Source organism: Pseudovibrio denitrificans JCM 12308, assembly GCF_001310815.1.
GTDB lineage: Bacteria > Pseudomonadota > Alphaproteobacteria > Rhizobiales > Stappiaceae > Pseudovibrio > Pseudovibrio denitrificans.
Genome location: NZ_BAZK01000031.1, coordinates 31,390 through 57,010 on the forward strand (window position 1 = coordinate 31,390; position 25,621 = coordinate 57,010).

The 25,621-nt window shown below is 49.7% G+C and carries 22 protein-coding genes; 2 read left to right on the forward strand and 20 right to left on the reverse strand.

Features of this window, described 5'->3' with window-relative positions; all coding sequences use genetic code 11:
* Positions 1-279: 279 nt before the first annotated feature.
* The 6 genes from JCM12308_RS25230 to JCM12308_RS25250 form a co-directional block, all read right to left on the reverse strand.
* On the reverse strand, positions 280-600 hold the full coding sequence (locus JCM12308_RS25230) for a hypothetical protein (protein ID WP_054785486.1): 321 nt from the start codon (positions 598-600) through the stop codon (positions 280-282).
* A 370-nt stretch (positions 601-970) separates the two neighbouring features.
* Positions 971-1,564, reverse strand: coding sequence for a hypothetical protein (locus tag JCM12308_RS25235; protein WP_054785487.1), 594 nt, complete (start codon positions 1,562-1,564; stop codon positions 971-973).
* Positions 1,498-1,896, reverse strand: a complete 399-nt coding sequence (locus tag JCM12308_RS28040) for a hypothetical protein (RefSeq protein WP_128647494.1) — start codon at positions 1,894-1,896, stop codon at positions 1,498-1,500. The genes JCM12308_RS25235 and JCM12308_RS28040 overlap by 67 nt, the downstream gene beginning before the upstream one ends.
* Positions 1,897-1,942: 46 nt before the next feature.
* Entirely contained in the window at positions 1,943-3,883 is a 1,941-nt protein-coding gene (locus JCM12308_RS25240) for a hypothetical protein (protein WP_054785488.1), read from the reverse strand.
* A complete protein-coding gene (locus JCM12308_RS25245; RefSeq protein WP_054785489.1) occupies positions 3,880-4,515 on the reverse strand; it encodes a hypothetical protein in 636 nt (211 codons plus the stop codon). Before JCM12308_RS25245 ends, JCM12308_RS25240 begins: the two co-directional genes overlap by 4 nt.
* 845 nt (positions 4,516-5,360) lie before the next feature.
* Positions 5,361-5,804, reverse strand: a complete 444-nt coding sequence (locus JCM12308_RS25250; protein ID WP_164845364.1) for a hypothetical protein — start codon at positions 5,802-5,804, stop codon at positions 5,361-5,363.
* Positions 5,805-6,462: 658 nt separating this feature from the next.
* Here JCM12308_RS25250 and JCM12308_RS25260 point away from each other — a divergent pair.
* Together JCM12308_RS25260 and JCM12308_RS25265 are read left to right on the forward strand one after the other, a co-directional pair.
* Positions 6,463-6,996 carry a ClbS/DfsB family four-helix bundle protein gene (locus JCM12308_RS25260; RefSeq protein WP_342029947.1) on the forward strand — a complete coding sequence of 178 codons (534 nt, stop codon included), beginning with the start codon at positions 6,463-6,465 and terminating at the stop codon, positions 6,994-6,996.
* Complete coding sequence (locus JCM12308_RS25265) at positions 6,993-7,754, forward strand: 4'-phosphopantetheinyl transferase family protein (protein ID WP_054785493.1); 762 nt, start codon at positions 6,993-6,995, stop codon at positions 7,752-7,754. The genes JCM12308_RS25260 and JCM12308_RS25265 overlap by 4 nt, the downstream gene beginning before the upstream one ends.
* 33 nt (positions 7,755-7,787) lie before the next feature.
* On the opposite strand, the gene JCM12308_RS25270 is transcribed toward JCM12308_RS25265, so the two are convergent.
* The 14 genes from JCM12308_RS25270 to JCM12308_RS25335 form a co-directional block, all read right to left on the reverse strand.
* Complete coding sequence (locus JCM12308_RS25270; RefSeq protein WP_014285853.1) at positions 7,788-8,525, reverse strand: thioesterase II family protein; 738 nt, start codon at positions 8,523-8,525, stop codon at positions 7,788-7,790.
* 9 nt (positions 8,526-8,534) lie between these two features.
* Positions 8,535-9,674, reverse strand: coding sequence for a serine hydrolase domain-containing protein (locus tag JCM12308_RS25275; protein WP_164845365.1), 1,140 nt, complete (start codon positions 9,672-9,674; stop codon positions 8,535-8,537).
* A gap of 14 nt (positions 9,675-9,688) precedes the next feature.
* Positions 9,689-10,027, reverse strand: coding sequence for a serine hydrolase (locus JCM12308_RS32610; RefSeq protein WP_054785495.1), 339 nt, complete (start codon positions 10,025-10,027; stop codon positions 9,689-9,691).
* Position 10,028: 1 nt separating this feature from the next.
* On the reverse strand, positions 10,029-11,162 hold the full coding sequence (locus JCM12308_RS25285; protein ID WP_128647497.1) for an acyl carrier protein: 1,134 nt from the start codon (positions 11,160-11,162) through the stop codon (positions 10,029-10,031).
* Positions 11,072-12,634 (reverse strand): beta-ketoacyl synthase N-terminal-like domain-containing protein, encoded by a 1,563-nt coding sequence (locus JCM12308_RS25290; protein ID WP_054785497.1) that lies wholly within the window; start codon positions 12,632-12,634, stop codon positions 11,072-11,074. Before JCM12308_RS25290 ends, JCM12308_RS25285 begins: the two co-directional genes overlap by 91 nt.
* Positions 12,627-13,886 (reverse strand): ABC transporter permease, encoded by a 1,260-nt coding sequence (locus JCM12308_RS25295; protein WP_128647498.1) that lies wholly within the window; start codon positions 13,884-13,886, stop codon positions 12,627-12,629. Before JCM12308_RS25295 ends, JCM12308_RS25290 begins: the two co-directional genes overlap by 8 nt.
* 4 nt (positions 13,887-13,890) lie before the next feature.
* Positions 13,891-14,988 (reverse strand): ABC transporter permease, encoded by a 1,098-nt coding sequence (locus JCM12308_RS25300; protein WP_164845366.1) that lies wholly within the window; start codon positions 14,986-14,988, stop codon positions 13,891-13,893.
* Positions 14,989-15,069: 81 nt separating this feature from the next.
* Complete coding sequence (locus JCM12308_RS25305) at positions 15,070-15,765, reverse strand: ABC transporter ATP-binding protein (protein ID WP_014285858.1); 696 nt, start codon at positions 15,763-15,765, stop codon at positions 15,070-15,072.
* A 2-nt stretch (positions 15,766-15,767) separates the two neighbouring features.
* The gene (locus tag JCM12308_RS25310) at positions 15,768-16,883 is read right to left on the reverse strand and encodes an efflux RND transporter periplasmic adaptor subunit (protein ID WP_054785499.1); all 1,116 of its coding nucleotides are present in this window, start codon (positions 16,881-16,883) and stop codon (positions 15,768-15,770) included.
* Positions 16,873-21,312, reverse strand: coding sequence for a non-ribosomal peptide synthetase (locus JCM12308_RS25315; RefSeq protein ID WP_054785500.1), 4,440 nt, complete (start codon positions 21,310-21,312; stop codon positions 16,873-16,875). The genes JCM12308_RS25310 and JCM12308_RS25315 overlap by 11 nt, the downstream gene beginning before the upstream one ends.
* On the reverse strand, positions 21,309-22,715 hold the full coding sequence (locus JCM12308_RS25320) for an MATE family efflux transporter (RefSeq protein WP_054785501.1): 1,407 nt from the start codon (positions 22,713-22,715) through the stop codon (positions 21,309-21,311). Before JCM12308_RS25320 ends, JCM12308_RS25315 begins: the two co-directional genes overlap by 4 nt.
* On the reverse strand, positions 22,712-23,053 hold the full coding sequence (locus JCM12308_RS25325) for an amidase family protein (RefSeq protein WP_054785502.1): 342 nt from the start codon (positions 23,051-23,053) through the stop codon (positions 22,712-22,714). Before JCM12308_RS25325 ends, JCM12308_RS25320 begins: the two co-directional genes overlap by 4 nt.
* Positions 23,050-24,150, reverse strand: coding sequence for an amidase family protein (locus JCM12308_RS25330; protein WP_054785503.1), 1,101 nt, complete (start codon positions 24,148-24,150; stop codon positions 23,050-23,052). Before JCM12308_RS25330 ends, JCM12308_RS25325 begins: the two co-directional genes overlap by 4 nt.
* Positions 24,150-25,553, reverse strand: a complete 1,404-nt coding sequence (locus JCM12308_RS25335; protein ID WP_054785504.1) for a SagB/ThcOx family dehydrogenase — start codon at positions 25,551-25,553, stop codon at positions 24,150-24,152. Before JCM12308_RS25335 ends, JCM12308_RS25330 begins: the two co-directional genes overlap by 1 nt.
* Positions 25,554-25,621 lie beyond the last annotated feature (68 nt).

The window sequence follows — 25,621 nt, forward strand, 5'->3', positions numbered from 1 at the left end:
TAGTTCAAGCGCTTTTGGCTTTACCTTTAGAATCTGAGGGTGTTCTAACATTTGCGGGGACTCGCATCACTAAGGCCGCCCTATCTGCTTCACCTGTGAGCTCGCGGTAAACCACATCGAAGCATTGATCCAAATGCGGTACGCCTGGGTCGCGATCTGAGAGATCAAGTATTCCTAGAGTACCCAGCCGAACATCGGTTTGACTGTAAGCGACCGTTTGGGTGAGAAAGGGCTGCAATTCCTCATCAGACCAAGAGAATGCACGCTTGAGCTCAATGATTAGTCGAAAACTCTGTCGTGGAATATAGATGTCTGCTCTGCCGAGCTTATGTCAGTCTTTTCTACTTCTGCGGCAATTACGGCAATTAGAAAGTTATGTAAATCAGCTTGAAGGGCGCCTTCCTTGGGTGCTTCAGCTTTCTTATCGAACCTCCGAAGATAGTTGAAGCGTTTACCCTCTCCATCAATCCTGTCAGTGAGGAACTTGATGAGCAAAAATACTAAATGCTCGAAATGAGCTCGAACCTCCCCATGAAAGTCATTGGAGTCTTTGAGCCTTGAAATAACGGAATGGAACAATCGCTCCTGAACTAAGGTCATGTCGCTTCGAAGCCAAAAAGTTTTGCTTACGACTGCTACAAGTTCTCTACCTTCTGGTGAAAGCCCCTCCAATAGAAACGAAGGGGTGGCTGAAGGGCCATTGGACCCACCCCCTAGTGCTTTTTTGGGGGCGCATTATTCTCATCGATGCTCTGAATGTTCACACGGAGCCGCTCAGCGTCAGATCGACGAAAATGTTCTCGCGGCGCCATATCTAACCATTGCTGGAGATGAGATGCTAATCCCCGTTCTCGAACGAAAGCGGCCTCTATAGATGGTTTTAGAAACTCACCGATATCGGGTGAACCAGGCCGAATAGATCTGCTCACGCTGTAGAGGTGATATACGTGCTCCAAAACGGTTGAGGCATCTAGCAACTTGGTTCATCCAGCTTACCTGCGATAAGCCCGAGGCTTTCAACTACGGGAACCCATGCCGAACGTGTGTAACTCGGAGACATTAGCCATTCCATGCCAGGAGCTGGTCTATCCCACAGATCAGAAACAAGCGTTTCGGTTTTCAACTCGTCAAATAGATCTCCGACGACGTCTCTTTCTGATTTCCGGACACTAAGGATCGATTTGATCAATAAATGATATGTCTTTGTATCCCGGCGCTCTTCGTCTGCATTTACCGCAGCAGCAAGCCAGCGCTCTGCTTCTTCTAAACGTGCTTCAACCTCATCGCTTGACGTTTCTGAAAGAGCTAAAGAAACTTCAACGAGCCCTCGCTCGAATTTAGCCTGCGGGGCTGATGTTCCTAACTTTGCATAAGCTTCAAGTAGTGCTGCGGCTTCGGCAAAGCCAAGGAAGTCATGGGCGGCTGATAAGAGGCGACAATAAAGTGGGTCTGCGAGCGGATCACGTCCTGGCTCATACGCCTGGAGTGCAGCACATGCTACTGTGCTCCATTGACCGTCAGCGAGGGCGAAACGCAGAATACCGGCGGACGCCTCTGCTTGCAATAAAGGGTGTTCCGACAGATTGCGTGTTCGCCGTTCCAGCGCAAAAACAAATGGGCGTATAGCTCCAATGGCAAACGCTGCAATGCGCCAACGCTTTCACGCACCGCAATACGATCTGCGTTTCGTTCGAGACCCTCAGCAAGTCGCTGGACGACAGACTGATGGTCCCCGATCATCGACCAGTCGCTACTCAGTGCATTCGTGACTATGCCAAACGCGGATGACAGGTGAAACTCTGAATCCAACACCTCTTCCACTCCGCCGAGTGCTTCAAGGGTTACGGCAAGGCCAGCAGACTCAAGTTCTACAATGATATCCTCCAGCGAGTTCATCAAGTTGGCTCCCACACACTTTCAGCGCGTGAAGTGAACGCTGCCGCTACCAAAGGAACTGCCCTTTCTCCGCAAAACGAATACGATCAGTATCAACTGTCTGAAGATCGCTAGGAACACCGGTCATTGCGATGAACATCTGGTAGTCAGGGTACTCTTTTGTAAGATTCACCAGCTCTGCAATAGTCTCTTCAAGGTGTTCTTGTTGCATTTCTTCTCGGCCAGGTGAGTCAATCAGAAGCAGTCCTGGATGGCGTCCCATACCAAGTGATTTCGGTCCGCGCGACAATGCGATAACCGTTGCAATTCGTAGCCGCAACTTTTCGCCAGGCGACAAATCCTTCCATTTAGAGACACTGCCACCTTTCACGACGTTGACATGAGCATTCCGCTTCAAAGTGACGGATTCGACGTCACGTATGCCAAGTGCCTTCGCCAAGCGGGTCACCTCCTCAGAAATTTCAGCCATGACAGAAATCGAAGCTTGTTTGACTCGTTCCTCTGCTTCGTTTTGCGCGGCACGCACTATAAGAAGGTCATCCGCTGTGTCATCTTCAGCTTCCAAGATCGCAGTTACAGCTTGGATCATACCTTCAAGCCGGTCTTTCTCTGATTGTAGCAAGCCTGCATCAGCAGCGGTTCCGGCTGCGGCTAAACGAGTCAATGTTTGTCCCACAGCATCCAGCGCTTCGCGGGCAGCGACTTGCTTTTCCACCAAGCGTTTTACAAATCTCTCTGCGTCGCGCTCTGTCTTTTTTGCGTCCTTAAGCCTCTCATCTCTTCGGAGCTTCTCAGCGGCAGCCGCGTTTGGATCAGCCTGAACAAGGACCTCTGTGCAAACTGAACACTCATTCGTGTCTTGTTCTTTCTTAAGCTTGTCAACTTCAATTTTCGCACTGCAACGTGGGCACGAGTGTGGCGTGAGTAAACCGAAAAACTTGGATGCAGCAGTTTCCTCAGCCAAAGCATTCACGGCCTGCTCAGCATCAATCCTCGATTGACGGCATTTTACAGCAGTAGTCTTGGCATCGGAAACCGAAGTTGAAAGAGTTTCGAGCTTATTGGCCAGTTCATCGCGCTCAATGTGGGCCGCGTTCAACTGTTGAGACGCCAAGTTACTTGCTCCTTCATCCTCAAGCTTTGCGTTGACGTCAGCCAAGTCGCTTTCAAGATCTTCGAGAGACTTCCCTCCTAAGCCTCTGAGCGCGCGCCTCCGCACGGTACTGTCCTGTTCCAGAAGTCGAGTATGCCTGCGTGCCTGAAAAAAGGTCCTAACCCATGGAATTCCAATGTAGACTTGGAGCAATCGTTGAATCAAATCGTTTCCGACCTGCTCACCAATGATCGCGTCGCTATCGGCGTCTGTCAGAAAAGCACCAGTATAAGCAGCCCAGCCATCGTCATAAGCGATGATCCGTCCGGCTGCCACTTGGCTTGCCGGAATAGGTTCAAGCCCAAGCCCCGATAGCATGAACTCCTGCATGATTTCTTGGAACTCTTCGGTGCCATCAAACTCGCGGTTTATTGCCGTTTCGGCTGAACTACCAAAGGCAATATTCCCAGAAGGATCTTCATCTTCAACATCGAACGTAACGCGGAGATAGCGCTCGTCTACTCGGAAGGTGACGTCCACATGCTGAATCCAGTTTTTGACGGTCGCAGTTAGGCTCTTTGACCGCCCACGCAATGCCCAAAGAATAACCTGCAAAATCGAAGATTTGCCGACGAGGTTTTCTTCGGCCAAGATACCCCAAACGCCGTTGCTATCGACGTCCCACTCGAAATCAAAAGGCACCTCCTGTTCATCAATCGTTTTTGACCCCGAAAAGGCGACTCTAACAACCCGCAGAGGTCTGGCGGACGGAGCTGCACCGGCTGGCTCGATGGAATAACGCGCGAGAGTTTCGTTGACTTCCTTGGCCGGTCGGCCGATTTTTTTGGCAACAGCTTTTGGGAAAGGAAGTTCTTTCTCGTTTTTCGTGCTCATGCCGCCGCTTTCAATTCCTTAAGACGAGCATCTACTTCGTCCCGAATGGGCGCAATAATGGTACCATGCCGAGCATCATTATACTCGGCGACCTTGTATTGAACCGACTTAAGTTGATTGCCTGACCGAGTGCCGGCGATCAGAGCGACTATCTCAGCGCGGGCCGCATACCAATCGAGAGGTTCGATCTTTTCTAACTCTGCCACTTTAGCAGCACCCTCATCCGTAAGGTAGTAGCTGGTTTGGCGTATTTTTGTGCCGTCATTCGTGAAAGAGCGTTGCATCCTCACTAAACCAGGCAAAGTCAAAGTAGCGATTGCGTCATCGAGCGCCTCCCACGCGCCAAATAGAAAGCGTTGCATTGCTAGGCGCCGAATATCGGGCTCGTCACCCGACATCACCTTATCAGCTAATTTGAGAAGTTGTTTTTGAGATAGATCGGCCTCGTACTGGTTCAGGATCTCAGAAGCCAGATAGTCCGGATTGCGCATCCAGAAATCCAACGCCTGAAGTTTCTTCTCGGCATTGATGACTGCGCAGGCTCCCTTCGGCGCTGTTCTTTTGACCGGCTCGCCAGCCTTGGCTATGACGAACAAGATACGGACTGCATCACGTTTACCTTGAATATGCAATTTGGCCTTTCTGCTGAAGAGATCTTATCTTCATCTGTTCACCTTCAACCTTAGCACGATAAAAATGTGACTCACTCTCAATAGGTGAGTTTATGACACGAAAACTCGCGATTGTGAATCCAACTTTACTCGGAACGAAGGCAAAAAACTCAGGAGACCAGGCGTGTACTAGGTAAAGTTGATTGTGATGTGCATGCGCAATTCAATGGACGTATCTATAAACTCACGATCAAATGAGCCTTCTTAGCCCATCGACGTTGAGGTTTTGCCTCCTGTCCGTAACGTCGAACTCAGTCATTTTAAACTTAATCCAATGCCGAACGTCTACTTACATTGAACTGCTGGCAACATCTAGCGACTGCAGTGAGGGTCTGCTTTCCGCCCATAGAGCCAAGGTGAGTGAAACCAATCTTAAATTGATGTCTTGCTGCAGCCAGTGCTGCTTTAAGCTAGGATGAATGTCCGCAAATGGTCACGAGCGACTTGCTGCATACGCAAAGGCAGATTGTATGGCGTATGACTACAATGGGTTCTTCAGTATGAAAGTTTTTTGCTCTCCTACAGCAGCCAGTACAGCAAAGCTGTTTATGTACTGACTGATAACATACCAAGACACGGAGGCTACTCGCATTGTATGCCAGCACCATTACTCGTGCTGTAGCTTAACCGAAATTGCTTCGCAATTTTGCTATGAGCACATGGCTCCGCAGACATATCGAGAGGACGTCCAGCCCGCATCGGCTGGAGCTCAGGGCTCTTATGTACTTGTAGCGAACTGAGACCATCACGATTTGGGGCTCAGCTCGCTTAAGACTGTAAATCAGGGGAATATCAAGCTGATACAGCTACTCGTTTTGCCTGATAAAACTACAAGACGCGTTCGCATCAAGTTCTTTAGCAAGTGCACACAACCAGTTTACTTGGCAATTTCGATCCTCTTTATAGTCATCGCCTGTGTATACTCCAGTGTCACTAATAATAAATCCTTTGGAGGCAAATGAGCCTTGCAAATCCTCAAAGGCATAACTGACACGGGCCAAAGTACCTGAAATGGAGGCAATAGAACTCCCATTCACTGATCCTGTCAGTTTTGTATACCCACCATCATTGAACAAGGGCTCCATCGCCTTTTTTAACTCGTAAGCAAAGGTTGCTTCATCCGTTAAGTATGACCAATGACAAACTCCAGAACGTTCGAGCGATTGAAAATCTGCGTGCAAGTGGCATCCAAGTCCCATAAAGAAACTCTTCGAGCATGAAGTGACAATCTTTACTTGGATTTTCTGCATCGTGTTGAGCACACACGAACGGATTAATTCTGGTATGATCTGTTGGATAAAAATTAACAAGCTGATCCCGAAAGTCTCGCTCTAATGTATTGTAATCCTCGATCTGAGCGCGCATTTCATTAAAGCAACTTAAGGGAGTGTTTCCTTGAACAATACAGGTCTTTATAACTAGAGCAGGTTTGGGGATCAAGAAAGCTGCTTTATAGTTACCCTCTCCAAGAAAATAGCTTGGATTAATGAAGTATGATTGCTCGTATGCGTCTAGCGCAGATAGGTGATCATAATGAGCAGCATTTTGCGCGGTTACTGAACTTGGACCTATGTAGGACATAACCGCTACAAGAGCCAATAGTGCTGATTTCTTCATTCTTCTTCTCTGTTTTCATAGCTACATGTGAAGAAGACGCTATCCACTCAAATGAGTGAGCAAACTGATTTTGCCTTGATTAATGAGCGATGAAGGCAAAGCGCTGCTTCCACTAGGGCTACAACCAGAGAAATAGGTAATTAGTCTCTTGAACTCGCTAAAGTTGATCGTTGCAGCATCAGAGTAAAACCCATAACATATAATTGGTTGCATTTACCGCAGGCAGTGAACTCAACATCAAAATCAACCATCTGTGTCATCTATTAACGCAACGTGATGGACTGGTAATATTTGAAAAAGGGACATTTCAGCATGCCGATTCCAACATCCCGCAGCGAGTTGCTTAACGCAATCGAAGTGAATTTTGCAAAACTTTTCAAAGACCTTGAAACTGTCCCTGATGCGTTATGCAGAGAGGCGACCCTGGAAGGGCACGCAAAGGGCACGATGATGAATGTACACAATCTGGTCAGCTATCTGGTTGGCTGGAACCATCTAGTCCTGAAATGGCTTGATCTTGATGCCAAAGACGCACCGATCGATTTTCCGGAAACTGGGTTTCAATGGAACCAACTTGGCCTGCTCGCTCAGAAATTTTATTCAGATTATGAAGACGTCGCTTTCGATCAGCTTTTGAAGGATTTTAAAGGCGCCAAGCAGGAGATTGTCGATTTCATTTCCGATCAGACAGACGAGCGCCTCTATGGGGCAAATTGGTATGAGAAATACACCTTAGGGCGTATGATCCAATTCAATACCTCATCTCCCTATGCCAACGCCCGCACACGGCTACGCAAATGGAAACGAGCAAACGGCATCACATGATCACGAGTATCAACGACCAGCTTTCAAAGTTCGCTGTCTCCCATTTTCAATCCAAGAAAACCCCGTTTGCCTTTTTTTCTGAGATCCCAGAGACATGCGAAACGGACGAGCTTAAGAACTACCTAAGCCCGGAGGAATGCGCTCGGGCAGCTCGCTTTTACTTTCGCACCGACCACGACAGTTTCGTCGTTGCCCACGCGATCAAGCGGCTCGCGCTCGGAGCCATGACGTGCCAAACGCCCACTGACGTTCCGCTCACCATCGGGTCGCATGGGAAACCCAGACTTATTCGTGCATGTGATGAAGACCCCATTCAGTTTAGTCTCTCGCATACGAAAGGAGTTGTCGCTTTTGCTGTCGCGTTCCAGGCCCCTATCGGTGTCGATGTTGAGTGTGTCAATCTCAATATAGATACCGCAAACCTAGCCAAGACATTTTTGGCCTCGCAGGATACCGATCTCCTTAACAGTGTGGCAGACACTGAACGACAGCAAACCTTCTTTCAGCTTTGGACTGCAAAAGAGGCATACATCAAAGGTATCGGACTAGGTATGAGCCATTCTTTAAAGAGCTTTTTCGTTGAAGCTTTGGATCATAAGAGCCGTATTTGTGACAGCCAGACAGGTGCGCCACTCAACTGGATCACACAAAGCTGCCAACCTACGCCTAAGCACTACATGTCATCTGCTATAGAAAGCCAGAGCGCGAGCGATGACCAAGTCACGTTTCTGGAACTACCATTCCAGATGATTGGCTAGCAAAAGCGCGATATCGCCTCTTTAAGCATTGCCTCAGGAAGTCTCCCGTAATCCCTCATCAACTGCCGAAAGGACGGTGTTTACTGAGGCTATTGTGTCGTCCAACCGATCTTCTACAAAGAAATGCCCAGTATCTTGCAGAACCTTGTGCTGGAACCCGTATGGTGCATGAACTTGCCACTCTGTAAGGCACTCTGGTGTGGCCAACTTGTCTAAATCTCCGGACAGGATTGTCACGGGACACGGCAATTTGCGCGTGTTTCCCGGGTACACATAGGTTTCATAAAGCCGGTAATCCGCCCGAATGATAGGCAGGAACATCTCCATCAAAGATGGATTACTCAGGACGTCGATTGATGTTCCGCCAAGCGCAAATATTTTTTCCATAAAACGATCATTGGGCAAAGTATGGACAACCTCTTCGTCATGTGCGCTATGAGGTGGGCGGCATGCCGAAAAGAACAAGTGCGACGGCGGCTCAATCTCTCCTTTTGCAAGAATCTTCTGGGTTAGTTCAAACGTCAAAAGGCCACCGACCGAATGGCCAAAAATCACGTAAGAAGATGACTTTCGTTCCTTTACAAGTTTCTCATAAAGGTCACTCACAGCTTCCTCCACGGATTGATAGAGGGGTTCACGCATCCGCATGCCCCGCCCTGCTAATTCCAATGGGACAAGCCGCGTTCCTTCATTCAGCTTCGGACGCCATTTGTAAAAGGTCGTCGCAGAACTTCCTGAATAAGGAATACAAAACAAATCAATAGGCATCATCGCGTTTTCCTATCTAAGCGTAGTGCTCTGCCAGGTGCCGAGGAACCGGAACAAAGCTGCAAGTGCGGCTGCGCACCAAAGCAGAATAATTGTCGGTGCCAAACTCAATGGCCCCCACTCAAACAAGACTGACAAGGGAAGCATGTAGAACAGCATGGATGGAAGAACGAGGGCCAAGCCAGTCGCCAATCCAACCCAAAGCGCCAATGAAAAGCCGCTCTTTAAAACCCCTATCCGAGTCGAGATGCGTTTTTCCTTAAAGATGCAAAAACATCGATAGAGGCATAAAGCCAATGTGACAAAGACAACAACTAATGCGAGCGCAGACAAGCCCATTGCGTAGCGGTCAATTGTCTTAAAAAACTCGCTGCTATGTCCAAAATTCCCAGTCTCTAGATAAAAGAGGATGGAACGACAAGACTCTGCGACCAAGTTTGAGTTGAGGTTTGCAAGAACAACAATGACAGTATCATTGTCGGGTTTTATGTCGATACAGGATGAAAATGTTGGATTAGCTCCGGCGTGATAATACTCTGTCCCCCATGTGTTGAATACAAACCATCCAGTACCATAGAAGGATCCGTAGGTCGGTGATGGCGCAACGCTCATGTTGGGCTTTAATGATTGAGCAAAGGCAGTGTCCAACTCAGAAGCTGGTTTCTTAGCAGCTGTTAAAATGGCCTCTGCCCACAGTCTCATATCAGACAAGTTTGAGTGGATGTAACCGGCGGGTGCATGACCAATGTGAAGTGGTGCTTCCACACGGGCAGCTTGGCCATAGCGTAACTTGTGCCCATCACTCTTTGTCTGTGGAGCTGCAGTTCCGTCAGGGATCCAAGTCTTGTTCAAATCCAAAGGCTCTAGGATCTCGCTTCTGATCAGCGTAGCAAACGACTTTTGGGTCACTTCCTCGATGATCAGTGCTAGAACTGTGTAGTTTAGGGTTGCATAAGAAAATGCAGTCCCTGGTTCGAACACCAATGAATCGTTGACTAAGCTCCGAACGATCTTCTCTGCACTGTCAGAGTTCCCACTTCTAACATGCTCGATTGTACCAAATGCCAAACCAGAGGTATGATACATTAGGTCGCGGACACGAGGTTCAACACCATTATAGGATGGCGTAAACCAAGGCAGATATGACTGCACACTACGATTTGGATCTAGGATGCCACGCGCAATATACAGTTGGCTAATGCACCCGTGAAGGCTTTGCTGTTTGACCCGATCTCAAAGATGGTCTCCGGCCCCACAGGAACAGAGTTGTCAAGATCTTGCACGCCTTTAAAGATAGTCCATTGACCGTTTGGGCTGGAGACATAGACAGCTAGCCCTGGAATGGCACCATCCCGCATCAATGCATCCAATTGTTCCTCAAGATACGCCCGTGATTGTGTGTTCTCCTGCTGCACCGCATTAGCAGGCATTGGCAGAAGCGCAGCGGTTAACGCGCTAATGAGTGCGAAATGCACAGCAATCAAAATTTTTCGCCCAGTATTCATTTCACATCCGTTCCTTGATCAGCTGCAACTGAGCTGCGAATGAGGGGCACTCATAGATGTCCGCAATCTCCAAGTGGACATCCAGCTCGCGGCACAAGGTTTCAACAAAGTTCGCGATTGTTAGCGAGGTGGCTCCGTGTTCAAAGATTATGTCATCATCGATCGCTGCCTTGATGCTAAACACCTCGTGCCAGAGACGTTGAAGATTTTGTTTCAAGGAGAGCTCTAGCTCCTCTCCATCTATCTCTTCGACCAGTATCTTTGCGGCAGGAATCTCATAATGCGTATGGATCAGTTCCGGTACTGGTAGGGCGGGGCAAAAGCCGTTCTTTGCAACAGGAGCACGAAGTTTGATTGCGCCGTTGCTCCAAAGAAATGCCCGCAAACGCTCTAAGCTATCACCTGACAAGGCACTAAATGAATGAAACGCAAGTTTGTTGCCTGAGGCGGAAAAATCGTGATGCGCTTCGCTAAAAGCCCCTGGCGAACCGACTTCGATAAAGATTGCGTTCTGATTTAACGCTGCCGCGATAAGCCCATTCAAGTAAGACGGAACGCCAATTTTGCCATTCCAATCCAGTGAGTTCAGTACTCGCGCCGGACCCTGATCAGTACGAACACCGCGGACATTGAGGAAGCTTCTAACGTACCCATCAATGTCAATATCGCCTTCTTTGTCTGGTAAACCTTCCAGCATTTCCACGGTTTGGTCTCCTGAAAGCACACCAGCAAAAAGCAAAGCGGCAATCCAACCAGTTCCATCACCAGCAAGTGCTGCAATAGGTCCGACTTCAGTCGCTACTCGCGTTGCCTTGGCACACTGGCTCACAACAGAAAGAACCCTTTGTGAAAGCAATGATGGAGATCTTAGGTCTACAGAAATTATAGATTTCCAGTGCGCAATGGCCTTTGCATATCCCTCGTCGACTTCGAGATCCAGAAGATCTGTAGCCACCTGTTCCGAACCTGAAAACAAAAGATATGGTTCGACGAGATCCTTAGCTTCACTAAAGTTGAGGCCATCCTTCAATGTGTCGTGAGAATTCAAAAGCGTGCCGTGCTCCACGACCACAGCGGCACGAACAGGATAGTCTTCACGGTGATGATAAAGGCACCGCGCCATGTCATCAGCCATACCGGGCCAATCGTTTCAAGACGTCGCCCAATATCTTCAATCAAACGATCCAACCCTGTTTGAGTTCGAGCACTAAAAGGCAAGATGATTGAGCCCCCCACCGTATCCGGTCTTTCTTCAGCGTCGGATGTCATAGGCGGCCAGCTTGCCAGAACCGCGTGAGCGTTTGTTCCGCCTAAACCGAAAGAGCTCAGCCCCGCAAACCTCTGCCGGGTCTTAGGCAACTCAGCAAGATTCTGGTTCACTCCAAATCCAGATTCCTTATTAGAGATTTCAGGTAATGATTGCGGACAGTTGAGCTGAGGCGGCAGCAGGCTTGTCCGTAAACTCAGGCTTACCTTGATAAGGCCAGCCAACCCAGAGGCAACACCAAGGTGACCAATATTGGCCTTTACAGAGCTCAAGTAGCAGGGCTGTGAGTTGTGTTCGCGCATCTTGTGAACATCTTGAAGCGCTTGCACTTCGATCTTATCACCCAGGTTCGTCCCGGTGCCGTGGCACTCAATAAAATCAAGCTGACGACTATCAACCGAGGCTGTACTTAGAGCTTTTGAAACAACCGCCTTCTGCCCGTCAACCGAGGGTACCGCATAGCCCATCCGACGCTCTGCGTCGTTGTTGACTGCCGATCCCTTTATCACAGCATAGATATCACTTTGATCCGACACAGCATCTTCAAGTCGTTTCAGAACCACGGTGCAAACGCCATTCGTATACACCGTGCCATCAGCGGTGGTCGAAAACGGTTTGCAATGGCCATCATTCGAAGTCAGAGCCCCTTCGGTGACATCATACGAGCCATTTTGCCAAAGACTAACAGTGGCTGCCGTAACCAATGCCACATCACACTGTCCAGAAATCAATGACTCGCAAGCTAGATGGACCGACACCAATGAACTGGAACAAGCGTTTTGAACCGAAATGACAGGTCCACTCAACCCAAGTTTATACGCAATAAACGGACCAAGGTGATCGCCGTCATTCGCGATCTGGGATTGCAAGGCAGACATCCCACCCTTTTGGATAACAGCAGGATAAACACGCTCAAGCAAATAAGTATTGCTGTACTTGCTGGCAAAAAGGCCAATGGTCGGATGGTCGCCTTCCTTCATCACAAGGGGACTCTTTGCATTGGGCACATTCGCTCGTGTCAAGGCATCATAGCAAGACTCGAGCGCCAACCGATGTTGTGGATCTGTCAGCTTTGCATCCAATGGCGACACATTGAAGAATTCAGCATCAAACCCATAAAGATCATCGATCATATTATCGAGCAGTATGCGCTTGACGGCCGGAGTGTCAGAATGCGCAATCTCTGTCGACGACACCGGGGCAAACCTTGGCGACGTTAACTCGACACCCTTAAGCAGCGCGTCCCAAAGCGCTTCCACCGAGCGAGCACCAGGAAACTTTCCGCTCATTCCGACAATTGCTACGTCGAAAGGAGAGATATCACCTGTCGGATCATTCATCTTTTTTCATCCTACTCCAGAAGATCGGCCACAGTTGCTCAATGCCCTGATTGGGCAGTGAGCAACTGCAACTGTCACGCTTTGCGTAACGCGATATGAAGCGGAGTTCGGATCGCCAGCCATGCTGCAAAAGGCCCGATAGCAGACCAATCGCCAAGGCCATTGCTATGCCCTGCGCCACAATGATCGGAGTAACATTGAACCGGAACACCAGCTGGCTGAATGCTTCGCCATTCATCGTAGAGAACAAGAAGCCATCAACAATGAGATATGAGACCCCGATCCCTATCAGTCCACCAATCAGAGAAACCAGGATCGCCTCCAAAAGAACAGCCAGTGACATTGCCCCATCTGTGAAACCAAGCGCGCGCAACGTTGCAATCTCCGTCATTCGCGTTGAGATAGATGCATATGTTGCATTCAACGCTGCAAAGATCGCACCAACCATCATCAACATAGCCAAGGGATCCACCGTCTTTTGCACCAAGGTGATGAGCCCACTGCCATGCGATGAAAAGTAGTCCGTTTCTCGCTCGACTTGGAGATCAAACCGAGGATCCCCTTGGATCGCTGCTTTGTAGCTGTCGAAAACTGCTGGTGAGGTCAGTTTAACCCGCAATGACTGAAGCGTATCTTGGTGTTGGAACACTGCTTGCATCGTTTGCAAGTCAGCCCAAATCTCAGACTCATAAACATTTCCACCATCATCAAACAATCCAACGACAGTCCAGTTAGCGCCCTGAATGTTCACAGTGTTCCCGAGTTCTAAACCGGCGAACTGTCCGGAGGCTGCTGTACCAACAACAATCTCTGTGGTGCCACGTGTAAACATTCGACCTGCTGACAACACAAAATCTGGATGCAGTGCGGTTTCTTCATGTTCGATACCACGCATAGGAACGTTCACAGCTTGACCATTCTTTTTGGCCAGTTCCACGACAAGGTAGAATTGCCCCGAAGCCAACTTGGTATCCCCTTCTGAGGCGATCTCAGGATGCGCCAGCATCGCTGGTAGATCAGATACGTTAAGGACGCTGTTCACTTCAGACAAAGCGCCAGAACGCATGATGACCGCAACATCCTCTTGGCCGGTTCTACTCATAGTCTTACTGAAACCTGCTAGCATCGAGAGAACAGATATGAATAAAAAAACCACACTGGCCACACAAAAGATGGCAACGAATACGCCCGAAAGTCGTGTTAACGTGCTTTTTAAGCCGTTCGCGACCAACGTAATGACTTGGTATACCATTGAGTTATCTCCGGCTCAGGGTTTTCACGATGGGCGTGTTGGACAGCTCAAACATCGGCAAGATTGCAGCGAGAAGGCCAACGCCAGCAGAGATCATCAAACCAAATGCTAAGTCGCCAAATCCGATCGTCACTTCAGGGATGAGTTCTGTGAAGACCACCTTGAGACGCCCTGCAAAGAGCATGGCCATCACGATGCCCAGCACAGCACCGATGAGAACAGTGAAGAAAGATTCCAATGCAATCCAAGTGGATATCCAGGGTACACGGAACCCCATAGTTTGAAGCACGGCAAAATCTCTTTGGCGCTCCCTAGCAGATTGCGTGATGGTTGACGCACATACAATCAAGAGTGTTGCCACAACAGTCCCCATGACCATCTTCAAAACCAGGCCGATATCGGCATACTGGTTTGAAAAAGATTCAAGGAATGACTGTTCGGTTGCTGTTTTCGTTTCCGATTCAGAGTTGGCAAAAAGAGCATCAATCTCAGCTGCTATCGCCAGTTGCTCTTTCGTATCACTGGGTTCTACTTTGATTGAAAACCAACCTGCACTGTAGTTGCCATAGCTTCTGGTTTCATCGAACCCATCGTGATGGATCAGAAATAAGTTGGTTTCAGTGTTGGTGTCTTCGCCTTCAAAGATTGCCAGAATTTCAAAGTCCCACACATTGGTGTCATGCTTGGTCCGCCAGATGTTGGAATGTATCTGCACTCTGTCACCAAGCTGCCAGCCTTGCTGGTCAGCCATTGCACGGCCGACAGCCGCACCAGATATGTTAGATAAGAATGCCGACTTCTGTTCATCTGCAAAGACCAGTTCATCAAAGATCTCAATGTACTTTTGCGCATCAACGGCAAAGACAGTCACTGGGTTTCGCTCATCTTGATAGTAGCCCCCATACCACGTTGCGTGGGTGACCATGGTGACGCCGTCCAGTTGAGCTATTTGATCGCCATAGTGAATAGGCATCGTGTTTGTCATCGAAACTTTGTGATTTGTGATCAAACGCTTGGTTTGAGACAAATCGCGTCCACCGGAGAACGCATTGTCGATGGCGTCAGCAAGACCAAAGATTGCAAAAGCAAAAGAAATGGTCATCATGACAAGTATTGTTCTAAGCGGTTTGCGAAGCATAGATTGCCACGTCATTTTTAGGAGCAAAGGCATTGTGTCCTCCTGCTACGCTGGTTCGGCGATGCGTGTGAAACGATCAGCTTTGTCAAAGTGAATGATGCGTGACGCGCGTTGGGCAACACGTGGGTCATGCGTCACCATCACGATCGTCTTGTTGTGGCTTTCGCTCAACGCAGAGAGCAAATCCATGATCTCATCTGCAGTCTTCTGATCGAGGTCGCCCGTCGGTTCATCGCACAGCAAAATTGCCGGATCGGACACGATGCTTCGTGCGATCGCTACACGTTGTTCTTGCCCGCCAGAAAGCTGGCTCGGTTTGAACTTTGCCTTCTCACTCAATCCCACAATGTTTAGAGCCAGCGCTACTCGCTCACTCTTCTCTTTGCTACTCAATCTTGTCAGCTGCAACGGTAACGCCACGTTGTCTTCAGCATTCAGGAAGGGAAGCAGATTGTAGAACTGGAAAATAAACCCGATGGTCTGCGAACGGAATTTCGCCAGTTCCTTCTTGGATGCGGAGCCTAGATCAAGCCCGTCCACCACAACGGATCCGGCATCTGGTGAATCGATACCACCAATCAAATTGAGCAGAGTGGTTTTGCCAGATCCTGAAGGCCCCATGACGGCAACAAATTCACCTTCTTTGATACTCAGATCGAGATCCTGGAAAATGTGGGTCTCAACCTGGCCCTGCTCAAAGTGTTTGGACAGGTTTTGAATTCGAATATTTGTCTTCGTCATGTTCAATGTCCTTGATTGGATATATTGGTGGATGAGAAAAAGCGAACCCGGACGCCCATATCGGCCAGAAACCGAGCATCATACTCATCCAGTTTGATGAGTATCTTGACCGTGGCCCGTCCGCGGTCGACCATCGGAATGACTTTGCTGACACGGCCCGGCATATCTGGAATATCAGCACCATTTCCCGACACGAGAACTGATTGTCCTGGCTGGATTTGTGAGACGAGTTTTTCAGATACGTCGACCACTGCATCGATACTGGAGGTATCCACTAGGGTTGCCAATCCTTGGTTGGAACCAGATTGTGTCGCACTTGATGTAGGGGATACGTAATCACCTGGGCTTGCAAAGCGTTCAACAATGACACCAGAAAATGCTGCGCGAACAAGGTGTTTCTTCAGGTCTAATGCTTTCAAACGAAGATTGGCATCAGCCAGTTTGGTCGCTTGTTGCTGCGCTAGAAACCGAGTATTGAGAATAGCAACTTCCACCTCACTCTCCTGCAGAGTGCGCGATGTGAGTAGCCCTTTGTTTGACAGCAAGCGGTTACGTTCCAGCTGTGCTTCCGCCAGCTCCAAAGACAGTTTGGTTTCGGACAAGACAGCTTGTTCGCGCTTCAGCGTTAACTTGGCCTGATCGTGCGCAATCTGAGCGTACTCGTCGTCTAAGCTAGCGAGGATGTCGCCTTTTTCCACGTGTTCGCCAATGTCAAAAAAAACGGCTTCAACCTTGCCGCCTATCTGTGGCACTGCCTGAATGCGTCGCGGTGCACGAACATACCCGGTCGCTTCTAAAGCGGCCGACGTAGGAACAAATGCAGCAGCCTTCGTTACAGCAGAAGGTGCAAGCTCCTCCGAAACATCTTTTGCATTGGCTTCTTGATTTTTAGTTGGTTGCGATCCGGTATCAGGCACTACCGCCAAGGGCTGTAAGAACGCGCTTTCAAGATCAAAATCACTTTCCATGTAACTCAGACCTGCAGCCCCAGACACAGTCCCAATGAGGAAAACAATCAGATCTCGAAGAATAGAAGCTTGTTTCTTGGCCTTCACCTCGGTCGGTGGCTCATGGCGTTCGATCTTTAGTTTTGCCAGTGTTTCGATATCATGCTTCATTCCGCTCCACCTCGCGTAATTCTGAGGCTGCATCTAACAAGAGCACGAGTTCATCTTCGGACAGATCAACGGCATCAAAGTCTAAGATATTTGTTTCGCGCCCACCCCGTTGCGAAATATGTAAATGAACTTCTTTGAACGCACTAACCACACACTCAAGTATAAGCTCTTGATTTTCAATAGATATTTCAAATGTATCCGCACGCAAGTGCAGCAGAACTTCAGTGGATGTCCAGGCAACATCCAGCTCAGCAGCACATTGACTGTGCATACCTGTTCCATTGTGCAAACCACAGTCCCTCGCATCAACAGTCAGCTTTTCTAAGTCGACACCGACAGACGATCCAAGAGGGTTGAGGCGAACTTGCGGATGGTATTTAAACTTCTCCGGCATAAGTTGTTGCAACGCACCGAAGAGCTCTGGGGCCGTCGGAAGCTCAGCCAAATGCGAGATGACATTCCTAAAACACTGGTCCCATGATCCCATGAAGGAGGGCGGCGCGATTGGGAAGAGCGCTGAGAACCAGCCAACTTCGTTCAGATTGGATGGAACACCAGCAATCTCAGTACGACCTGTACGTTCCAGTTCAATTTGACATGATGCTGTTGTAGTCCAATGAGACAGTGCTTTCAGAATAACCGAAATCGTCAAGGTCTCTGCGTTAAGTCCAAAGAGATCTCGCGCAAGCCCTTCCAGCGCAACTCCATTCAGTGCGATCTTGCGTGACATTTGAGTAAAGGGCTGTTCAGATGGACAGCTGATCTGCTTTTGAAACGCCGGGCCAGTAGCACTTACAAGTCGATGCCAGTCCTCAATTTGAGCACGTGGTAAATCACGCGCAACCTTCTCAAGATAAGCACCGCGATTGGATGCTTCACCGCTCATACTTGGAACGGAGCTTGCAACCGTACCGCTCAATATCGCATCCAACTCTTGCAACAACAGGAGCCAAGAATAGGCGTCGACGGCAAGATGGTGAACTGCGAGGAGAAAGCGTGTGCTAGTTGCTCCGTAGGAGCCTAGGGCAACCAAACACCCTGAGGCCAAATCGATGCTGCTGGTGACAGCCGCCACTGCATTTTCAAGTGTTTGATCTTCTCCCAGCGCGACAATCGGGACATTGGAAGTGGCCCGGAACTTATGACCTACCTGATCATTTGGCTGATCAATAATCTGCCGCAGAGCTTCATGGTTCTCGGTGAGTTTAGCGACAGCTCCAGCGACCCTTTCCATTGACGTAGGCTCTTTCAGATTCACAATAGCGAACTGTGCATATCGGTCCAAACGCGGTGCATTCCAACTGAGGAACCATTGTGCGGCTGGCGTCAAACAAAGAGGCAAAGATCCCAGGGGAATGTCATCTACAACCTGAGCCTGACTGCAGCACTTCACAGCTATGCCACGCAATGATGCCAGTTTCAGGATATCAGGCGATGTCATGCCAAAGGGTTGTAGCTTCGCGGCAATACGCAAGCTCTTGATGGAATCCAAACCGTACAAGAATAGGTTCTCGTCAGCTCCGATGCCTTTCACATTCAAGATCTCTTCAATGGCTTCACGAACTTGAACTTGAAGTTCGCTTTCTTCCATCGAAGACGTGCTTTGTACATTTGGAGCCAGTTCCTTCGCTAACCGCTCTGTATCCACCTTCCCATTTTTCGTGAGTGGCAGACAGTCTAATCCCACAAACACATGTGGTATCATCTGGCTGGGCAATGCTGCCTCAAGACATGCCCGCACGGTTTCGATCTCAATGCTGGACGGTGTAAAGGCTACTGCAAGAGCATTCGGCTCACTGTTATGATCGAGCAAAACAACCGTCGCAGCCTGTGTTACTCCCGGGCAATTGGATGCTGCAGTTTCAACTTCGTCTAACTCAATCCGGTTTCCAAGTAACTTGATCTGACGGTCGCGCCTGCCAAGGTACACCAACGACTCTTCTGCATGAAATTTGGCTAAATCACCAGTACGATACATTCTTGCACCGCGCATATGATCTGCTTGTGAGAACTTTGCGGATGTGAGTTCTGGCTCGTCAACATATCCAAGTGCGACGGATGCTCCCTCTAGTACTATTTCACCAATCGCACCTATTGGTGCATCACTGCCCCAGGGTGTTCGGATGTGCACTTGCATGTTATCGATCGGGGCGCCTATCGGAACGCTTTCTGTCTGGCCTTTAGGGTCAAACACCGAGATCATGCAGCCGACTGTTGCTTCTGTTGGTCCATACTCATTGTAAATGATACTATTGGGAAACCGATCTACAGAACGCGACGCTAAACTTTGTCGTAGGTCTTCTCCCCCAACGACAAGCCGACGCAAAGCCGATTGCCCCTCTTCGATCATCGTCAAAATCTTGAGATGTGACGGTGTGATTTTGAGCGTGGTGACACGGGCCTCAGAAACAATATCTTCAAAAATGTCAGCGACCGATAACGTTTCGTCGTATATCCGAATACTCGCTCCCGCCGAGATCGGTGACAGTACAGCTGTGATTGTGAGATCAAATGTGATGGGCGTGTAAAAGGCGGAGCAATCGTCAGCTGTATAATAAGCACTCGATGAAAACTGGAGATAGTTATCAAGATTATCTCGGCTGATTTCCACCCCCTTAGGCAACCCCGTCGAGCCAGAAGTAAACAAGACATAGGCCGACTTCCCTCTCACCGGTGATGGCACCGGGTTGCTTCGGGCTTTAAGCCTATTAAGACCGACAGGGATGCAGATGTCTGTAAGTTTCAAGGCGAGTGTCGCACCGCCGGGATCGTGTAAGATGGCGTCAACTTTTGCTTTCGCGCACATATGACCAAGACGGTCTATTGGAAATGCATGGTTCAAAGGCACAAAACGACCGCCGAGCCACAAAACCGCAAGAAGTGCTGCAACGGTATGTGGACTTCTTTGCACAAGGATTCCAACGGTTGCACCTTCACCAAGACCCGCGTCATGTAAATCCTGTACGATCGCTTCAACATGCTGTTCGAGTTGCCGATACGAAATCACATCTTTATCGGTCCTTAGTGCAATCGCATCCGGTGTTGTTCGGGCAAAATGGCGTAGCGCTTCTACAACATCTGCTGTGGGTGAAAGGTGTCGACTCGGTCCAGTCATCAACTGCCTGCGTGCCGCAAGTTGCTCGGCTGATAGGACCCTTGCCGAAGATAGCGTCATACCCGGATTGTCGTTAGCCTGCTCGGCAAGGGACATGAGACCAGCATGTAGTGCTTTGATCTCAGCACGTGTCTCCTGCGCCGGCGCATCGTCGTAAACCAGTTGAATGACATCAGTATCTCGATTCTCACGCAGGACAATCTGATAGCGAAATGTCTGGCAGCCAGTATAGAAATCTTCGACAGATTGCGGGAAGCCAGCGAAGTCTGCGTTGTGTCCAAAAGCGTAATAATTGATGCAGCTATCAAACAACGGACCCGTATGGCGTTTATCTACCGGAATAGAATCCTGCATACATTCGGGAGGCATCTGGCCATGACGGATAGCATTCCCGAAATCAAGTTTGATCCGTTTTGCCAGCTCTTCAAAACTCTCACTTGGATCCAAAGTCCAAGTGAACGGAATGTGCGTTGTCATCATCCCGAAGGTTTGGCGTTCGCTTCGACTACGCCGATCCATCAGGGGACACCCTATCACTCCGGTATTTGCGCCGTCACGGTGGCCAAGGTAAACTGCATGTAGAAGAAGCAGGAGTTGGTTCAAGGACAAATCTAGCCGACTAGCACACGATCTGAAGCACTCTGATTGTGCATCACTTAACGTGAAAACAGTGCGTACTCCTTGGCCGCCAATTGCGCCCGCTGAAACCGGTAAAGACTGTTTGTGCTGAGCTAACCTGCCTGACCAATATTCTTTGTCACGAGCACATCGGTCGGATGAAAAGTAGTCCGTGCGACGTTCCAGAACAGATAGATAAGATGGACCGTTCTCTCGATAGTCTTTCGGCGTTTCGGATTGGTATGCCCGCTCGATGAATGATGTCAGTAAGGACATCGCCCAACCGTCTGTGAAGACATGGTGCATTCGCACGACATACCCCCCACCATCCTTTGTTTTGAACACGCAAAAATGGTGATACTCGCCCTCCTTCAAGGGCGTGCGAAATTCTGCCTCGGCCCATGCATCGAAAGTATCGTCCTTCGACAGCGACAAGTTAGACAAATCTACCGTTTGGATCACACCAGTCGGACTAGTATTCAGCTTTTGAAAAGTGTCTCGTTCCTCGACCTCAATGGACAATCTAAAAGCCTCGAACTCCGACTGCGCTGCCTCGATTGACTGTTCAAGTCTTGCCACATCCACAGGCCCATGAATGCGCACGATGCCGCCAATGTTACTAACGGCAGAGGCTGGGTGAAGTTCTTGCGACACCAAAGCCCGCCGCTGCCCATGGCTGAGAGATGCATGTGTCATGAGGCATCCCCCATTGCTGGAATCGAGGTTTCATTGCTGTAAGCACTGACCAGTCGAAACCGCATGTAATAGGCGACCGCAGCGGCGAAGAAGGTCCCCGACATTGCTCCGAAGTAAACCCCCATAATCCCCATCTGCTGCATATAAATGAGCACATAAACGACTGGTACCGACAGGATAAAATGCCGGATAATCGTCAGCATCAAAGCAGGTGCAGGCTTGCCAATGGCCTGATGGAACTCGGCAACGCAAAGGCTAATCGCAATGAAGGGCAGCGAAAGCTCCATGATGCGCACTTGCAGGACTGCGTAATTGACAACCTCCGGCACCTGAGAAAACAGCGGATAGATCAGGGGCGCAATCAGGATATGAAGCAGTGCCAAAACCAGAACACACACGAACGCCAAAATCGTCGCAATACGGAGCACAGCAAACGCACGGTCGTAATTCTTGCGTCCCCAGTTCTGACCAGCAATTGTCAGCAAGGCCGTGGATATCCCGAACATCGGGATCATAATGAGGAAGTCCAGTCGACCAACAAGTGTGAATGCCGCCATCGCCATGGGATCGACATCGATCACAAACCGATTATAGATCAAGACGCTGCCAGCGATGATGATCTGGATCCACATTTGAGCAGATCCGATGGTCGACAGTCTCTTTGAAAGACTAAAGCCTCCTTTTACGGGGATCAGCTTCAGGCGCAGCTCACCGGGTTCCATCGCGAGCGTCAAAAGCAGTTTTGCCATTACAATGAACTGGGCGATCACAGTTGCAAGTGCCGCACCTTTTACGCCCATGTCGAACACGAAAATTAACACCGGATCGAGCACGATGTTGACGACCGATCCAATCAAGACAGCCTGCATCATGGCCGTCATGCGGCCCTGGCCCTGTAGCATACCCATCAAGGTACCAATCAGAACGATTGGTACTACGCCTGGCAATGAATAAATGAAGAACTCTAGAGCGTAAGTTTCCAGTTCTCCCGATGCGCCGAGTAAGGCGAGCAGTTGCTCTCCGAAAATCAAAGCAAGGGCCAGAACGAGAGCACCTATGAGCAAGGCTTGTAAAAGGCCAACTGCAAAGAGCTCCTGCGTGGCAGCATCCTCACGTGCACCAATCGCGCGAGATAAAACAGAGCCCATCGCAACTTGCAAACCGTTGCCGATCGCAAACAATATCATTCCCAACGGAAAGACCAGGCCAACCCCAGCAATAATCGCAGGGTTTGATGGATCAATCATGCTGATCCAGACCGTATCCGCAATGTTGTAGAAGACCTGGATCAGAAATCCGATCACAATCGGAACGGACATCTGAATGATGACGGGCAAAAGCGGCCCCTCGTACACGCCATCAACACTCTGAGAGACAATGTTCTCTGATTGCGCAGTACTCATAGCAAAAACTCCTTTGGGGCAGGGCTCGCTGGCAATACGGCCTCTACGCGTTCAGCAAAATCCAGGCTTGTAATGTCGTTAAAGCGCTTGGCGATGGCTTGAATGCCAACGGGAAGTCCATTGTCTCCTGTCCCTAAAGGGATAATAGTTGACGGCAGCCCGAAAACGCTCGCAAGTGCATTCCAAACCATGAGCTCATTGTAGGCGATGGGCCGCCCATCAACGTCAAACGTGCGCTTGTTGGATGGTCTAAAATCGTGTTCGAATGCACAGACGGGTGCCACCGGCATCACCAAAAGATCGAACCGGTCAAAGAAGGCATTCACCCGCTCGTTCACCTCGGCACGATCCCGATCAACGCGATCAGCCCAATCTGCCCTTTGGCAATCGACCAAGCATAGTCAGCCCGCTTGTCCTTCGAGTTGAAAAGCTTTAATCCAAGTGCATTTACTGCTGATGCCATACGCCCAATGGGGGAACTCGCCGTAGACATCAGGCGGCCAGTCAAAACCATGGTAAGATCAATGATTTCATCAAGATCGAACTCCGCCGGAGCTCCGTAGACCAGTTCAACATGCGCGGTTGGCTCAATACGCCCCAGCATCTCTTTTATGTGCTCTCGCATGACGCTGTCGGTCTTGTGCGCCGGCGCCTCTAACCAAACCAACACTCGTAAGGGGCGCTCACGATCGACTGACGGCTTGAACTCAGGAGCCTCAATCCAGGGGTCTAACATCACCTGCATGATCAAAGTCAGGTCCCGTGCTGATCGCGCCAAAGGACCGGATACGCATAGATCAGGTTCAACGACTGAGGCAGGATCACCCGGTATATGCCCCCGCACTGATGTGAGACCATAGCTAGGACGATGCGCATAAACTCCACAGAAATGCGCAGGAATTCGCAGACAACCACATAAGTCACTACCGATGTCGAATGCGGTCATATTGCTTGCAACAGCAACCGCAGATCCACCTGATGACCCACCAGCTGTACAGTCCATGTTCCACGGATTGCGAGTAATGCCAAAGATGTCATTATAAGTCTGCCAATCAGCTGTCATTGCTGGAATATTGGTCTTCCCAAGCACAATCGCCCCCGCGTGCTTGAGTTTTGCCACCACAGGTGCGTCTTCTTCCACCAGGTTATCTTCCAGGTGCTTAGCACCCGCCGTACTGCGAAGCCCGGCGACGTGAAAGGCCTCCTTCACCGTGCAAGGAATACCAGCGAGAGCACCTAGAGCCTGCCCCCTTGCTCGGGCGGCATCACTTGCTTCTGCCTCTCTGCGCGCCTCATCGAGACGCAACTGGCTGATAGCATTGACCTTTGAGTTCGCCGCAGAAATGTTCTGTACATAGGTTTCAACAAGTTCAAGAGACGTGGTCCGCCCTTGACGAAGTTCTTCCATCAACTGCCAGATGTTGGACGATGTCATTACGCGTCCTCCATCTGTGCAGATGACATATTATGACGCCGCGTCAACAATGCCGAGCGGCTCGCTTTTGCTGGATTCTCAGGTCTTACAGACTGATGTGTTTCTGCGCTTTTCTGAACAAGCTGCTCAGCCTTTGCAGAGCGCGACTGCAAATCCGCCAGATAGAGTGCCGTCTCATGCGGCGTCGTTAAGCGGAACAAGTCTACAATTGGAATTTCAGCCCCAAGCTCTTGCTCCATCAGCCGGTGAACCCGCACTAGCTCAAGGGATGTGCCGCCAGCATCAAAGAAGCTGTCTTGAGATCTTAGATTCCGACCACCAAGTGCCTCAGTCCACCACCCAATAACTTTGGTTTCCAACACTTCGACGTCGGCATCATTAGCGTTTTTGATTATACCTTGATGCCGTGCCGGTTCTTGTGTCGCTATCTCGCGCGCAGCAGAAGTGCCTTCCTTGGAAGGCTGTTCATCTTCAAGCAGGTCTATCAAGACCTTGTTGTCGATCTTGCCGTTTGAAGTCAATGGCATCCGTCGGCACGAGACAACCCGTTGTGGAACCATGTAATTTGGAAGTCTGTCTTTCAGAAACTCCGCCAACTCAGTGCCAAAATCCTGATCCGCTACATCCGATTTCGGTTGCTTCTCATAACTGGAGAAATCCCGGATCAGCGCTTCCTCGTCATGTTGGTCTGCTGGAACAAAGCCACCGACGATACAATGTAAGGGCATGTAGCCATCCCCAAGATCCAGTGCGCGACGAAGATCTCGGTCGTTCATTGCGCCCAACTGGCAGAACCCCAACTCAAGATCAGCAGCTTGGTCTTCCAGAAGCTGGCACATAGCACCAACCTCCATCGCGGCAAACATCACCCCCAGGTCCTTACCGTAAAGAGGTTCGATAGCCGACTTGTCGCAGACAAAATAAAGAGCAAACGATGCACTCTCAATAAGCGAGACATTTGGTCCAGCCTGACCTGCCACAATGCCACTTGATCGTTCACCCGTGGCAACCAGCTCATTGGTCCTAGGATCATGGTAGTAAAGACCTGCGGGCACATCCTGGATTTTGCCAGAATGGACACCCACATAGGTTTGAACCGGGTACAATCCACCTGCTGAACCATATCGATACTTGGGAAAGGGCAGACGGTCGAAATGGCGTTGTGATAGCGAGCGAAGAACTTCGCCCAGTTGTTCTTTCGTGACTATTTGATCTGCGTAGTTGCGACAACTTCTCCGCCGCACAAAACGTGTGTCAGTGTCCTCAGGAACACCAAAGGCATGACGTTCACCCTTGAGCCGACGGATACCGCGTTGTTCAAGTTTGAAAGCAAGCCGTGCACCAGGATCAGTTATGATCGTCGGATCTACCTTATGGGTAGAAGTATCTTCATCGGTTTCCACAAAGGCAACCAGCTTACGCCCTCCCCTGTGTCCCGTACCATCGCTTTGGCATGTCGGATTTTTTCATG

Coding starts and splice junctions, on each gene's coding strand:
- JCM12308_RS25230 (WP_054785486.1), bottom strand. CDS start 600: ATGACCTTAGTTCAGGAGCGATTGTTCCATTCCGTTATTTCAAGGCTC.
- JCM12308_RS28040 (WP_128647494.1), bottom strand. CDS start 1,896: ATGAACTCGCTGGAGGATATCATTGTAGAACTTGAGTCTGCTGGCCTT.
- JCM12308_RS25240 (WP_054785488.1), bottom strand. CDS start 3,883: ATGAGCACGAAAAACGAGAAAGAACTTCCTTTCCCAAAAGCTGTTGCC.
- JCM12308_RS25250 (WP_164845364.1), bottom strand. CDS start 5,804: ATGCAGAAAATCCAAGTAAAGATTGTCACTTCATGCTCGAAGAGTTTC.
- JCM12308_RS25265 (WP_054785493.1), top strand. CDS start 6,993: ATGATCACGAGTATCAACGACCAGCTTTCAAAGTTCGCTGTCTCCCAT.
- JCM12308_RS25270 (WP_014285853.1), bottom strand. CDS start 8,525: ATGATGCCTATTGATTTGTTTTGTATTCCTTATTCAGGAAGTTCTGCG.
- JCM12308_RS32610 (WP_054785495.1), bottom strand. CDS start 10,027: ATGAATACTGGGCGAAAAATTTTGATTGCTGTGCATTTCGCACTCATT.
- JCM12308_RS25285 (WP_128647497.1), bottom strand. CDS start 11,162: ATGGCTGATGACATGGCGCGGTGCCTTTATCATCACCGTGAAGACTAT.
- JCM12308_RS25290 (WP_054785497.1), bottom strand. CDS start 12,634: ATGAATGATCCGACAGGTGATATCTCTCCTTTCGACGTAGCAATTGTC.
- JCM12308_RS25295 (WP_128647498.1), bottom strand. CDS start 13,886: ATGGTATACCAAGTCATTACGTTGGTCGCGAACGGCTTAAAAAGCACG.
- JCM12308_RS25300 (WP_164845366.1), bottom strand. CDS start 14,988: ATGACCATTTCTTTTGCTTTTGCAATCTTTGGTCTTGCTGACGCCATC.
- JCM12308_RS25305 (WP_014285858.1), bottom strand. CDS start 15,765: ATGACGAAGACAAATATTCGAATTCAAAACCTGTCCAAACACTTTGAG.
- JCM12308_RS25310 (WP_054785499.1), bottom strand. CDS start 16,883: ATGAAGCATGATATCGAAACACTGGCAAAACTAAAGATCGAACGCCAT.
- JCM12308_RS25315 (WP_054785500.1), bottom strand. CDS start 21,312: ATGACACATGCATCTCTCAGCCATGGGCAGCGGCGGGCTTTGGTGTCG.
- JCM12308_RS25320 (WP_054785501.1), bottom strand. CDS start 22,715: ATGAGTACTGCGCAATCAGAGAACATTGTCTCTCAGAGTGTTGATGGC.
- JCM12308_RS25330 (WP_054785503.1), bottom strand. CDS start 24,150: ATGACATCGTCCAACATCTGGCAGTTGATGGAAGAACTTCGTCAAGGG.